The sequence below is a fragment of the Methyloversatilis thermotolerans genome, from assembly GCF_000372885.1.
Lineage (GTDB): Bacteria > Pseudomonadota > Gammaproteobacteria > Burkholderiales > Rhodocyclaceae > Methyloversatilis > Methyloversatilis thermotolerans.
Map to the genome: position 1 here is coordinate 3857847 of NZ_KB889967.1, position 12208 is coordinate 3870054.

Consider the following 12208-nt stretch of genomic DNA (forward strand, 5'->3'; position numbering starts at 1 on the left):
CGGCATGATGCGCATCGTCCGTCCTTTCCTCCTGCTGTGTGCCGTGCTGCTCGGCGCGGCAGCGGGCGCGTCGGAACAGTGGCGAACCGCCCACCTGCGCGGCGAGTGCGAGGCGGCGCTGACGGCGGCCAGAGCGGCGGCGGAGAAGGGCGAGCCGGAGGCCATGCTGCAGATGTCCGACTGGCACTTCTTCGGCACCTGTCTGGACAAGGACGATGTGGCGTCGGCACGCTGGGCCTTGCTGGCGGCCGAAGCCGGACTGCCTCGCGCGCAGGTGGTGGCGGGACAGATCCACGCCAGCGGTCTGGGGGTGGCCAAGGACGAGGCGGTCGCTCGCGACTGGTATCAGAAGGCTGCGGATGCCGGCGATCCCGAGGGCATGCTGCTGCTGGCGAAGGTTTTCGAGGCGGATGCGGCGGATCCGCTGGCCGCCGAGCTCGCGCTTGCCTGGACGCGCCGCGCCGCGGACAAGGAGTACGCACCCGCCTTCGTGCATCTGGCCGCCCTGTACAGCGGTGGCGGCCGGCAGACCGATTACGGCGAAGCCGCACGCTGGCTGGAAAAGGCGATCCAGGCGGGCTATCGAGACAATGGCGTCTGGGTCGCGTTATCGTGGGCCTGCCTCAATCTCGGTCGCTATGACGAGGTGCTGGAAGCCGTGCAGAAGGTGCCGAAGGAAGCGCCGGAATACAAGGCGGCGCAGATCAACATGGCGCATGCCCTGTTGCTGAACGGTCAGGTCGGCAACGCACGCGAGGTGTACGCGCAGAACATGACCTTGCGCGGTAAGGATGAATTCCGGCGCGTGCTGCGCGAGGACTTCACCGAATTGAGGCGCTCCGGTCACCCGCATCCGGGCATGCTGCGCATGGAGAAGCTTTTCCTTTCCGACACGTCGAACTGACGCCGCCCCCATGCACAGGGATCGATTCGCTAGCTATTCCCAGCTCGCCTCGGTCTATCGAGAGGGGCGCGACTATCGCATCACCGTGCTGCGTCGCGGCAGCGGTGTCGGTGTGCTGGCACCGCACGGGGGACACATCGAGCGTGGCTGTTCCGAGGTGGCGCGCGCAATCGCCGGCGACGAGTTCGATCTGTATCTGTTCGAGGGCCTGCTGCCCTCGCACAATTTCGAACAATTGCACATTACGAGCAGCCGTTTCGACGAGCCGCGGGCCATCGGATTGCTTGCGGAGTGCGAGCAAGTGCTGATCGTGCATGGCGTGGCCGATGCCGGCACGCGGGCGCTGATCGGCGGTCGCGACCGGCGGCTGGCCTGCACGCTGGCCGACGCGTTGTACGTGCGCGGTGTGCCCGCGTGGACCAGCGCTCATCGCTACGCAGGGCTGAGTGCCGCCAACCTGTGCAATCGCGGCCGGCGCGGTGCCGGCCTGCAGCTCGAGCTGAGCGACCGGCTGCGTGGCGGTCCGCTTCAATCCGCCGTCGTTGCCGCGGCCAGGCGCGTGCTCGCGCAGGCCGGTCGATGAAACCGTTGCCGCAATATCGGGGAGTCGTCACGGTCGTCGGAACCATGTGCGACTACAATCGCCGGTCCGGTGCGGATGTTCCCGCTCCGCATCGGCCCCGATTCAGAACCGTGGTCCGCCATGCGCACTTCCTATCTCGTTGTCAGCGTCATCGTCGCGATGCTTGCAGTCGTGCTGGGTGCCGGCATGCACGGTGATGAAACCGCCGAACGAAATCCAGACCGGCTGCGGGCACTTTATTCCATCGAGCCACCGTATGCCTTTATCGATGGCGACGGGCGTGTCAGCGGTGAGGCACCGGAATTGCTCAGGCTGGCTGCGCAGCGGGCCGGTTTCGCCGAGGTGGATTTCATCCATGCCGAGTTCAGCCACTTGATGCACGATCTTGCGTTGGGTCGCGCCGATGTGATCGCCAGCGGCCTTTTCAGCACGTCCGAGCGCGCGCGTCGCGTGGCCTTCACCCGGCCGACCGCCCGCGTTTCGGCGGCGCTGCTCGTCATGTCCGGCAATCCGAGAGGCATCCGCTCCCTCGCCGATGTGGTGAGGCAGTCAGACGTCGTGCTGGCGGTGGTCGATGGCGCGATCGAATCGGCCGTGGCTCGCCGCGCGGGGGTGCCGGCGGAACGCATCCAGCGCCATGGCGACGCGATGTCCGCGGCCATTGCGGTGATCGAGGGTCGCGCCGACGTACTTGCGCTGTCCGATGTGTCGTTGAATTATCTGGTGCAGGTGGCGGGCCTGAGTGGCGTCGAGGTGGTACGGCTGCAGACCGGTACCGGACGGGATGCCGGCGTGGGCGACGGCATGCCGGCATTCGCGGTACGCGTCGGCGATGAAGCCCTGCGTCGCCGGCTGGATGCGGCGCTGGAACAGATACTCGGCGGGGAGGAGCATCGCGCGCTGATCGGACGTTTCGGCTTTTCCGAAGCCAATCTGCCCGGACCGGCGAAATGAGCGCACGCTCTGCCTTGCACACGTCGGCGCCGGTATTCGGACTGGCTCTGCTGGTGGGCATCTGCATGGGGCTGATCGCGTTCGCGCATCATCACTGGGACGCGAGTCTGTCCGGAGCGATCACTGCGCGCGACAATCTGGCGCAATCGCGTCGTTACGCGCTGCTCGCGCAACTGGATACCGAAAGACTGCTGGCCGGCGATGTTTCAGTGCCCCGGGCGCGCGTGCTCGCGCATCTGGACCGGGCGCTGGTGGTGGCGCGCGATCTGCGCGAAGGGCACGGTGCGCTGATCGGATTCGCGAACGGGTATCCGCCCTCCGGCGAGGTGGCCGCCAGCACCGATGCCTATATCGGCACACTGGCCGACGCGCGCATCGTGATGGAAAGACAGTTGTCCGGTTTCGAGGCCGGCGGCGAACTGCTGCGCCTCTCCCAGCGAGCGATCGATGCCCGCGCAACGGCGGTCGAGGCCGCATTGCTGCACGAACTGTCCGCTCGTCGTGCGCTTCTGCGCACACACGATCGCGCGACGCTCATCCTGCTGGCGACCACCGCGCTGTTCCTGCTGCTCTTTCTCTATCTGAGCCATCGTCGTCGCGATATTGCGCTCGATTCGCTGGTCAGCAGCGAGGGCCGGCTGCGCGCCTTCGTGAACAGTCTGCCGGACGTCGCCTTCATGCTCGATCGACAGGGGCGCTACATCGAGTCCTACGGCAGTTCCCGGCAGTTGCTTGCCGCGCCGCCCGACACGCTGATCGGGCGCACGCTGGACGAGGTCTTTCCGGAAGAGGTGAGCAGCCGTTTTCTGGCGGTCATCCGCCAGGCGCTCGCGCGTCAGCGCACGCTGCCCTACAGCTACGAACTCGACGTCGACGACCGCCGCGTCGTATTCGATGCGAGAGTCTCGCCGGTGCCGGGCAGCGACCGTGTGGTGTGGGTTGCCTGGGACGTCACCGCGCGGCAGCGCGCTGAGGAACGCGCACATCAACTGACCCGGCTCTACAATTTCCTGAGTCAGGTGAACCAGACCATCGTCTGGTCGGCCAGCGAGGACGAGCTGTTCGATCGCATCTGCCGCGTCGCGGTCGAGTACGGCCGTTACCGGGCCGCCTGGGTTCTGCAGCACGACAGTGATCCGGGGCAGACCGGGTTGCGGGCCTGTGCCGGCCTGCCCGCTAATGACCGCGTTGCGCTCGCCGACGGCGAAGGCCGTTCCATCGAGCACAGCGTGGTGGCGCGTGTGACGGCGTCCGGCCGCATGCTCAGACTGACCCCGCTCCAGGGCGACGCTCCGTGGATGGCGACGGCGCGCGTCACCGGATGTGACGCCTGCGTCGCCCTGCCGTTGCAGCTCGACGACGACGTGGTGGCGGTGCTGTTCATGCTTGCGCCGTCGCTCGATGTGGACGACGAGGACGAGATCCGTCTGCTCGAAGAAGTGAGCATGGACATTTCATTCGCGCTGCGCCGCTTGCGCGACGAGCGCTCGCGGCGGCAGGCGGAGCGTTCCGCACGTCTGCTCGCCGACGCGTTGCGAAGCACGCGCGATGGCGTGGTGGTGACCGATGCGCGCGGCCACCTGGTGCAGGCCAATGCCGCTTTCTGTGCGATGGTCGGCGAAGCCGAGGACGAAGTGGTCGGCCGCGTGCTGCCGGTGTTGCTGGCGCTGGATGCGCAGGAAGCTGCGGCCGACCTTGCGGTGGCGCTGGCTGATGGCGCCGGATGGCAGGGTGAAGTGAATGGGCGGCGTCGCAGTGGCGAACGCTGGACCGGTTGGCTCAGTTGTGCGCCCGTCCAGGAAGAGGGCGGCGAGCGAGGCTATCGCGTATGCGTGCTCACCGACACCACCTCGATGCGCAGTACCGAAGCACAGCTCGAACACTTGTCCCACTATGACCCGCTGACCGATCTGCCCAACCGGGTGCTGATCCGCGCCCGGCTCGGCCATGCGATCGAACAGTGTGCCCGTCGTGGCGACCGCATTGCCGTCATCTGTGTCGACATCGATCACTTCAAGACCATCAACGACAGCCTCGGGCATGCCAGCGGCGACGAAGTCCTGTCTGCGGTTGCGCAGCGCCTGCGCATGCGGCTGCGCAGGCAGGATACGCTGGGCCGCCAGGGTGGCGACGAGTTCGTGCTGGTGCTGGAGAACGTGCGCGAGGCCGCCGAAGCGGCGCGCGTGGCGGAGGACGTCAAGGCCTGTCTCGCGCAGCCCATCCATCTGGCGTCCGGCCAGGAAATCTATGTGCAGGTGAGCATGGGCATCAGCATGTTCCCGGAGGATGGCGACAGCGCGGACGAACTGCTGCGCGATGCCGATGGCGCGATGTACCAGGCCAAGCAGTCGGGGCGCAACGGCATCCGCTTCTACACGGATACCCTGAAGCGCGAGGCCACGCGCAGGCTGTCGCTGGACACCGCGCTGCGCCGCGCGCTCGAGAACGATCAGGTGGAGTTGCGCTTCCAGCCCCTCATGGGCCTGCAGGACGGACGGCTGCTGGGGGCCGAAGTGCTGGTGCGGCTGAGCGAGGCCGCCGACGTGCAGGCCGGCCCGGGCACCTTCGTTCCACTGATGGAGGCGAACGGACTGATCGTGCCGCTGGGCAACCGCGTGCGCGAACTGGCCTGCCGCCAGGGGCGGGCGTGGCTGGATGCGGGGCTGCCGCCGATCAGTCTTGCGGTCAACGTGTCGGCGGTCGAAATCCGCCGTGGCGGCCTGCAGCAGCGCATCGAGTGCGTGCTGTCCGATACCGGCTTTCCGCCCTCGCTGCTCGAGCTCGAAATGACCGAATCCAGCCTGATGGACCAGGGGGAGAACACCGAGTCCTTCCTGGATGCGATGGAAGCCATGGGGATACGCATGTCGGTCGACGATTTCGGCACCGGGTATTCGTCGCTCGCCTATCTGAAGCGGTTGCCGGTGCATACCCTGAAGATAGACCGCAGCTTCGTGTGCGATCTGCCCGAGGACGCGAGCGCGGTGGAACTGGTCGACACCATCATCACCCTTGGCCACAAGCTCGGTCTTTCCGTGCTCGCCGAAGGGGTGGAAACGGCAGGGCAGCATGAGCTGCTCAAGACGCATGGTTGCGATGCCAGCCAGGGCTACTTCCACGCCAGGCCATTGACCGCCGCCGAATTCGAACGCCGCTTCCTGGCGCCCGGTGCGCTCGATCTGTCGTACCGCGATGAAACGTGATTGCGGGCGGTGCGGGGCGCCTGCGACCCCTACAATGGGCACCCCTGCAGACCCGGTGTTCCCTGCGAAGATGTCGCTCAGTAGCGCATATGCCGCGCCTGTCTCAGTCCTGTGCGGTCCGCGTGCCGCGGAGATGCCGTGAACGCCCCGCACCCCGCACCGGAAGCGGCCTATGTCGAGGCGTCCACGCCCTATCTGGGTTTCGCCAGACGGTCCTACCGCGCGCGCATGTTCGGCCTGCTGCTCGGCCTGCCCATGGTGCTCAGCGTGCTGTACCAGCGCGGCGACTACGCCTGGGCGATGTGGCTCGGCCCGCTTCTGCATGCCTTCGTATGGCCCCACTTCGCCTGGTGGCGCGCGCGGCAGTCGTCCGATCCTTTCCGTACCGAAGGACAGCACCTGCTGGCCGACCATTTCTTCGGCGGCGTATGGACCGCCATGATGGCGTTCAGTGCCGTGCCGTCTCTGCTCATGCTTGCGCTCATGAGCATGGACAGCGTGGCGGGCTGCGGCATGCGGCTGATGATGCGCGGCATCGCCTGCCATGCGCTGGGCGTGTTGTTCGGCGTCCTGCTTTACGGCTTCGAGTGGGCGCCCATGTCCAGCCTGCTCACCGTGCTGTTCAGCGCGCCCATGCTGCTGCATCCGGTGGCCATCGGCTATGCCACCAATCAGGCGGTACGCAAGCTGCAGCAGCAGCGCGAGGCGCTGCAGAGGCTGAGCAGGACCGATGCATTGTCCGGCCTGGCCAATCGCGGTCACTGGGAAGCACTGGTGCGCAAGGAATTCGCGAGCCAGCGGCGCTACGGTCACAATGTCACGCTGGTGCTGGCCGATCTCGATCATTTCAAGGCGATCAACGACAGGCACGGCCACGCCGCGGGCGACGAGGTGATCCGCCGCTTCGCGACACTGCTGATGCGCGAACTGCGCATCAATGACAGTGCCGGACGCTATGGCGGTGAGGAATTCGGCATCCTGCTGCCGGACACCACCGCGGAAGGCGCGCGCGATCTGATGAACCGGCTGCGCGCCTGCCTGCATGCCGAACCGTTGATCGATGGCGAAGTCGTGACCGCCAGCTTTGGCGTGGCCGAACTGAACCCGCTGATCGAGGACTGCGAGGCCTGGATGAGGGTGGCCGACCAGATGCTCTATCGCGCCAAGCATGCGGGCCGCGATCGCGTGGTCCTGCCGGGCGCCGGCCTCGACGTCACGGGAATCGAGGCGGGCGCGGTGCGCATACCGTCGCACATGGCCGCCGCGGCACTGCGGCCGGAAGTGCTGCGCCAGTTGCTCGCCGGTCTGGACGCCGGCGAGACCGCCTGTGCGCTGTTCGATCCGCAGGACAGACTCGTATTTGCCAATGCCGCCTTCGTTTCCCTTTACGCGGTGCCGCAGGGCGACATCACTTTCGGCGGGCTGATGCGCCGCTGCCATGAGCTGGGGGTGGGGCCGCGCATCGAGACGCAGGACATCGCCGCGTGGCTGGCCGTGGCCGATGGTCGCCGCCGCAGCCAGCCGCGTCGCAGCTTCGAGGTCGACATGATGGACGGCACGCTGTTCAAGGTCGAGGAAACGACATCGCCCGACGGCTGGATGCTCACCACGCTGGGCGAGCCGCGGACGCATAGCTGAGCGGTCGGTACCCGTGCGCGGGCCACCACGGATGCGCGTCAACTGCCGTTGCGCAAGGGCGCGGCCAGATCGCCGCTGCAGTTCAGATACTGGCCGGTCACATCGCGCGGCGCCGGGCCACGGAAGGGCAGTTCGATGTCGCCCCCCACCTGGCCGAGTACCAGCGTGCCACCGAAGAACATGAAATTGCGCATCAGCGTCGCCCAGTCGACCTTGTTGTCCGAATCGAATCCGGGCAGCGCGAGCAGGCCGTCCCGCGGCACCAGCAGGATGGCGGGGTGGAACTGTTCGATTTCCAGTCGGGCGAGTACCGGAAGCGCCGGGTTGCCCGGTGGCGGGCGCACTTCGACCCGCGCCAGCACCTCGTCGCCCTGACGCTCGCGCACGATGCGGATATCCCAGCCGGCGACCGCGACTGCACTGCCGCAAGCGCGCGGCCAGCCGTTGTCCAGTTCGACGAGCGCGCGGAAGCGGCCGCCTTCGGGTTGGGTCGCCGATACGCCGGCCGCTGCAAGCGCCAGCAGGGCGGCAGGGGCGACGAGACGGAAGGTTGAGCGCACGCGCGACATCATGCTCGATCGGACACAGGACAGCCGCCGCAAGTTCGCGTGCCGGCGGCGCCCGGTTCAGCGCCCATCGAGCAATGTGTGCAGTGCGACGAACTCCTGCGCGAGCTTGTGACCGGGTGCGAAGTGGATCAGTGGCAACGCGGCTTCGTGCGATTCCTTCACCTTGACCGATGGCGACAGCGTGGCGTCCAGCACAGGCAGTCCCTCGTCGCGCAATTCCTGCACCACGCGCGCCGGCAGGCTGGAGCGTGCCTGGAACTGGTTCACGACGATGCCCTCGAGCTTCAGTCCGGCGTTGTGATCGGCCCGGATTTCCCCGATATTCTCCAGCAACTGGTACAGCGCCTTGCGCGAGAACTCGTCGCAGTCGAACGGGATGAGCACCGATTCGGCGGCGATCAGCGCGCAGCGCGAATAGAAATTCAGCGCTGGCGGCGTGTCGATGTAGATGCGGTCGAAGTCCTCCAGCGCATCCAGCGCCTCGCGCAGCTTGTAGATCTTGTAGCGGGATTCGAGCTTCGATTCGAGTTCGGCCAGTTGCGGGCTCGCGGTCATGACCGACAGGCCGGGATGCGCGGTGGCGGTCACGAATTCCTCGGTGCCCTTCGGCGACAGGCGCAGGTTCAGCATCTGGTCGAAGAACTCCGCGGCACCGCCGCTGGCGTTGGCCACCGCTTCGCCCAGCAGGTAGTGGCTCGAGTTGGCCTGCGTGTCCAGGTCGATCACCAGCGTGCGCAGTCCCTGCGCGGCACTGATGGCGGCAAGGTTGCAGGTGATGGTGGACTTGCCTACGCCACCCTTCTGGTTGAATACGACCCGGCGCATGGACACTCTCCTGAGCGTAAAAATACATTTTGCCCGAATGCCGTGTGCGGTGCACCATGACGCTGGCCGTTAGAATCGGGCATCACGCATTTTCCAGGCGGCATGACGATGAGCGAATACGCGGTCAGCTTTCACCGTACCGGTGGCCCAGAGGTACTCCAGTACGAGGCGGTCGTGGTGGGGAATCCCGGGCCGGGTGAGGTGCGCGTCCGGCACCACGCGATCGGGCTGAATTTCATCGACATCTACTACCGCAGCGGGCTGTACGCCACGCCGTTGCCCGGTGCGCTGGGCCTGGAAGCGGCCGGAGTGGTCGAGGCGGTGGGGGAGGGCGTCACCGGCCTGGCGGTGGGTGATCGCGTCGCCTACGCCACCGGGCCGCTGGGCGCCTACTCCACCGCGCGCTGCATGCCGGCCGACCGGCTTGTGCCGCTGCCACCCGAAATCGGCTTCGACACGGCCGCCGCGCTGATGCTGAAAGGCCTCACTGCGCACTACCTGCTGCGCCGTACCTGCCACGTCGAGCCGGGCGACATGGTGCTCATCCACGCCGCTGCCGGCGGCGTCGGACTGATTGCCTGCCAGTGGGCGCGTGCGCTCGGCGCCACGGTGATCGGCACGGTGAGCACGCCGGAAAAGGCGGCGCTGGCGGCTGCGCACGGCTGCGAACATGTACTCACGGGCGTATCCCCGGCGGCGCAGCCGGCGCGGGTTCGCGACATTACCGGCGGACGGGGCGTTCGTGTGGTCTATGACAGCATAGGGCGCGACACTTTCATGGCTTCGCTCGACTGCCTGGCACCGTTGGGCACGATGGTGAGCTATGGCAACGCATCCGGCCCGGTCGCCCCGTTCGAACCCGCGCTGCTGGCGCAGAAGGGGTCGCTCTTCCTGACTCGCCCGACGCTGTTCCATTACGTCGCGCAACGTGCCGATCTGGTCGCTGCGAGCGACGAACTGTTCGCCCGCGTACTGGATGGCACGCTTCGCATCAACGTGGCACAGCGTCATGCGTTAGCCGATTGCGCACGGGCGCACGAGGCGCTCGCCGGGCGCAGGACTGCGGGCTCCACCGTGCTGCTGCCCGCCTGAATCCGGCGATCCGCCATCCTTTCGCTTTCCGGAGCCCCGTCCGATGAAGTTCCTGCTATTACTATTGACCTGCGGCGGCCTTCTGGCGCCTGCGTTTGCGCAGACGCCCGCCCAGATGGCCTTCATGAAGGCCGAAGTCCGTCGCATCGACGACCAGTTCGTACAGCGCGTGGTCGACATCACCCACCTGCCATCCAGCCAGGTGCGTGCGGCCATGCCGGCCGAGGGACGCATTACCGAAACATCGGCGCGGGTGGCGGCCGCGATCGAAAAACAGCTCGGTGAGTCGCTGAGCGATGAACAGAAGCGGGCCATCGCGCAGGCCGACGAAGAGCGTCGTGCCGCGTTGGCGGCGGCCCGCGCCGCAGCAAAAAACAGGTAGGCTTGCATGCTGTCCGGCAGCCGGCGGTGATCGGGAGCTTTTCCTGGTCGGAGACGTCATCCGGATATCGAGCGGCGCGTGACGCGCACGGGGAGGTTTATGGGTTCCAAGGTATGTGCCATCGTCGGCATGGGCTCGGGCGTGGGCGCCGCGGTCGCGCGGCGCTTCGGCGCCGAGGGCTATTGCGTGGCGATGATTTCGCGCAATGCCGGCAAGCTCGAGCGCTATGAGCACGAACTGGCGGAGCGAGGCGTCACCGCGCAGGGTTTCGTTGCCGATGCAGGCAGTGACGAATCGATACTGACCGCTTTCGACGCCGTCCGTACTTCGCTGCAGCCGCCCGAGGTGCTGGTATTCAATGCCTCGGTGTCGCGCGAGGGCGCACCGTCGGCGCTCGATCCGGAAGCGCTGGCCGCCGATCTGCGCATCGGCGTGCTGGGCGCGCTGATCGCGACCCGTGCGGTATTGCCGGCGATGCGCGCGTCCGGACGCGGCAGCCTTCTGTTTTCCGGCGGTGGCCTGGCCATGGAACCGGTGGCGGCGGTGGCGTCACTGTCGGCACAGAAGGCAGCGCTGCGCAATCTGGTGTTCAGCCTGCACCAGGAACTGTCACCGGCCGGCGTGCATGCGGCGGTGGTGACCATTGCCGGCGTGCTGCGCGAAGGCAGCCTGCTCGATGCCGCGCGGGTTGCGGACACTTTCTGGACCTTGCATGTTGAACCGGCGGGACAGTTCTCGCGCGAAATCGTCTTGTCATGACCGAACGCATGCTGCGCAGTGTGATGATCGCCAATCCCAAGGGTGGCGCCGGCAAGAGCACGCTGGCGACCAATGTCGCCGGTCACTGGGCCAGCCTGGGCGCACGCGTCATGCTGGGCGACATCGATCGCCAGCAGTCGGCGCGGCACTGGCTGGCGCTGCGTTCGCCGCTGCTCGCGCCGATACAGGGCTGGGACATCGAACCCGAACAGCCGGCGCGGCCGCCGCGCGGCACCACGCATGTCGTGCTCGACACCCCGGCCGGGCTGCGCGGCAAGCGGCTGGAGGCGGCACTGCGCATGGTCGATCGCGTGCTCGTGCCGGTCCAGCCGTCACTGTTCGACATCCTCGCCACCGGTGACTTCCTGACGGAACTGGCCGAGCACAAGCGCGTGGCCGCGAGCAGGGTGAAGCTGGGCATCGTCGGCATGCGCGTGGATGTGCGTACGCGCGCGGCCCATGAACTCGAACGTTTCTGTGCCGCACTCGATCTGCCGGTGCTGGCCTATCTGCGCAATTCGCAGCTCTATGTTCAGGCGGCGGCGCACGGCATGACGATTTTCGACCTGTCGCGCTCGCGGGCGCTGCAGGATCGCGAACAGTGGCAACCCATCATCGACTGGCTGGATTCCCCATGACGAACCGCAACAAGAATCTCGCTGTCGTGCACGACAGCTCCGAACGCGATGGCAATCTGCCCCGCATCCTGTGCTTTGCCGGCAGCACCCGCGAAGGCTCGTTCAACCGGAAGCTGGCAACGGCCGCTGCCCGGGCCATCGAACTGGCCGGCGGCAGTGCCACGGTGATGGACCTGCGCGATCATCCGCTGCCGCTGTACGACGGCGACCTGGAGGCATCCGCCGGGCTGCCGCTGGGCGTGCGGCCGCTCAAGGAACTGTTCAAGGCGCACGACGGGCTGTTCATCGCCTCGCCCGAGTACAACGGTTCGATGAGCGCGGTGCTCAAGAATGCGCTGGACTGGGTGTCGCGCCCGGCCGGCGACGAAGCCGGCACGGTGCCCTATGCCAACAAGGTGGTTGCGCTCGGCGCCGCATCGCCGGGGGCGCTCGGTGGTCTGCGCGGTCTGGTGCACCTGCGTGCCGTGCTGCAGTCGGTGGGGGCGCTGGTGCTGTCGGAGCAGATCGCGGTCGGTGGTGCCGCCAGTGCCTTCGCACCCGGCGGCGACCTCGCCGACGAGAAAATGCAGAAAATGCTCGCCCGCATCGCCGAAAGGCTGGTGGATGTGTCCTCGCGCCTGCGCGCCTGAGTCCGCGGCGGCCCGCTCCGGCGCCGGCGACG

12 protein-coding genes are annotated in these 12208 nt (G+C 67.1%); 10 read left to right on the plus strand and 2 right to left on the minus strand.

Annotation, left to right across the window (positions count from 1 at the left end; all coding sequences use genetic code 11):
* The first annotated feature begins 4 nt into the window (after positions 1 to 4).
* The 5 genes from A3Q7_RS0117585 to A3Q7_RS0117605 all read left to right on the plus strand — a co-directional run bounded on the left by A3Q7_RS0117585 (position 5) and on the right by A3Q7_RS0117605 (position 7282).
* Entirely contained in the window at positions 5 to 904 is a 900-nt protein-coding gene (locus A3Q7_RS0117585) for a tetratricopeptide repeat protein (RefSeq protein WP_018413228.1), read from the plus strand.
* A gap of 10 nt (positions 905 to 914) precedes the next feature.
* The gene (locus A3Q7_RS0117590) at positions 915 to 1487 is read left to right on the plus strand and encodes a poly-gamma-glutamate hydrolase family protein (RefSeq protein WP_018413229.1); all 573 of its coding nucleotides are present in this window, start codon (positions 915 to 917) and stop codon (positions 1485 to 1487) included.
* Positions 1488 to 1607: 120 nt separating this feature from the next.
* Positions 1608 to 2441, plus strand: a complete 834-nt coding sequence (locus tag A3Q7_RS0117595) for a transporter substrate-binding domain-containing protein (RefSeq protein ID WP_026224982.1) — start codon at positions 1608 to 1610, stop codon at positions 2439 to 2441.
* A complete protein-coding gene (locus A3Q7_RS0117600; RefSeq protein ID WP_018413231.1) occupies positions 2438 to 5644 on the plus strand; it encodes a sensor domain-containing protein in 3207 nt (1068 codons plus the stop codon). The genes A3Q7_RS0117595 and A3Q7_RS0117600 overlap by 4 nt, the downstream gene beginning before the upstream one ends.
* A 138-nt stretch (positions 5645 to 5782) precedes the next feature.
* Positions 5783 to 7282, plus strand: a complete 1500-nt coding sequence (locus A3Q7_RS0117605; RefSeq protein WP_018413232.1) for a diguanylate cyclase — start codon at positions 5783 to 5785, stop codon at positions 7280 to 7282.
* Positions 7283 to 7320: 38 nt separating this feature from the next.
* Here A3Q7_RS0117605 and A3Q7_RS0117610 read toward each other — a convergent pair whose 3' ends face one another.
* Together A3Q7_RS0117610 and A3Q7_RS0117615 are read right to left on the minus strand one after the other, a co-directional pair.
* Positions 7321 to 7851: a hypothetical protein gene (locus tag A3Q7_RS0117610; protein WP_408630409.1), complete on the minus strand. Its 531-nt coding sequence runs from the start codon at positions 7849 to 7851 to the stop codon at positions 7321 to 7323.
* A gap of 57 nt (positions 7852 to 7908) precedes the next feature.
* Positions 7909 to 8676, minus strand: coding sequence for a ParA family protein (locus tag A3Q7_RS0117615; protein WP_026224983.1), 768 nt, complete (start codon positions 8674 to 8676; stop codon positions 7909 to 7911).
* A 102-nt stretch (positions 8677 to 8778) separates the two neighbouring features.
* Between A3Q7_RS0117615 and A3Q7_RS0117620 the strand changes: the two genes are divergently transcribed.
* From A3Q7_RS0117620 to A3Q7_RS0117640, 5 genes are all read left to right on the plus strand, one after another.
* The gene (locus tag A3Q7_RS0117620; protein ID WP_018413235.1) at positions 8779 to 9768 is read left to right on the plus strand and encodes a quinone oxidoreductase family protein; all 990 of its coding nucleotides are present in this window, start codon (positions 8779 to 8781) and stop codon (positions 9766 to 9768) included.
* A gap of 43 nt (positions 9769 to 9811) precedes the next feature.
* Positions 9812 to 10150, plus strand: a complete 339-nt coding sequence (locus A3Q7_RS0117625; RefSeq protein WP_026224984.1) for a hypothetical protein — start codon at positions 9812 to 9814, stop codon at positions 10148 to 10150.
* A 99-nt stretch (positions 10151 to 10249) separates the two neighbouring features.
* Positions 10250 to 10909, plus strand: a complete 660-nt coding sequence (locus A3Q7_RS0117630) for an SDR family NAD(P)-dependent oxidoreductase (RefSeq protein WP_018413237.1) — start codon at positions 10250 to 10252, stop codon at positions 10907 to 10909.
* Positions 10906 to 11547 (plus strand): ParA family protein, encoded by a 642-nt coding sequence (locus A3Q7_RS0117635; RefSeq protein WP_018413238.1) that lies wholly within the window; start codon positions 10906 to 10908, stop codon positions 11545 to 11547. The genes A3Q7_RS0117630 and A3Q7_RS0117635 overlap by 4 nt, the downstream gene beginning before the upstream one ends.
* Positions 11544 to 12176, plus strand: coding sequence for an NADPH-dependent FMN reductase (locus A3Q7_RS0117640; protein WP_018413239.1), 633 nt, complete (start codon positions 11544 to 11546; stop codon positions 12174 to 12176). Before A3Q7_RS0117635 ends, A3Q7_RS0117640 begins: the two co-directional genes overlap by 4 nt.
* Positions 12177 to 12208 lie beyond the last annotated feature (32 nt).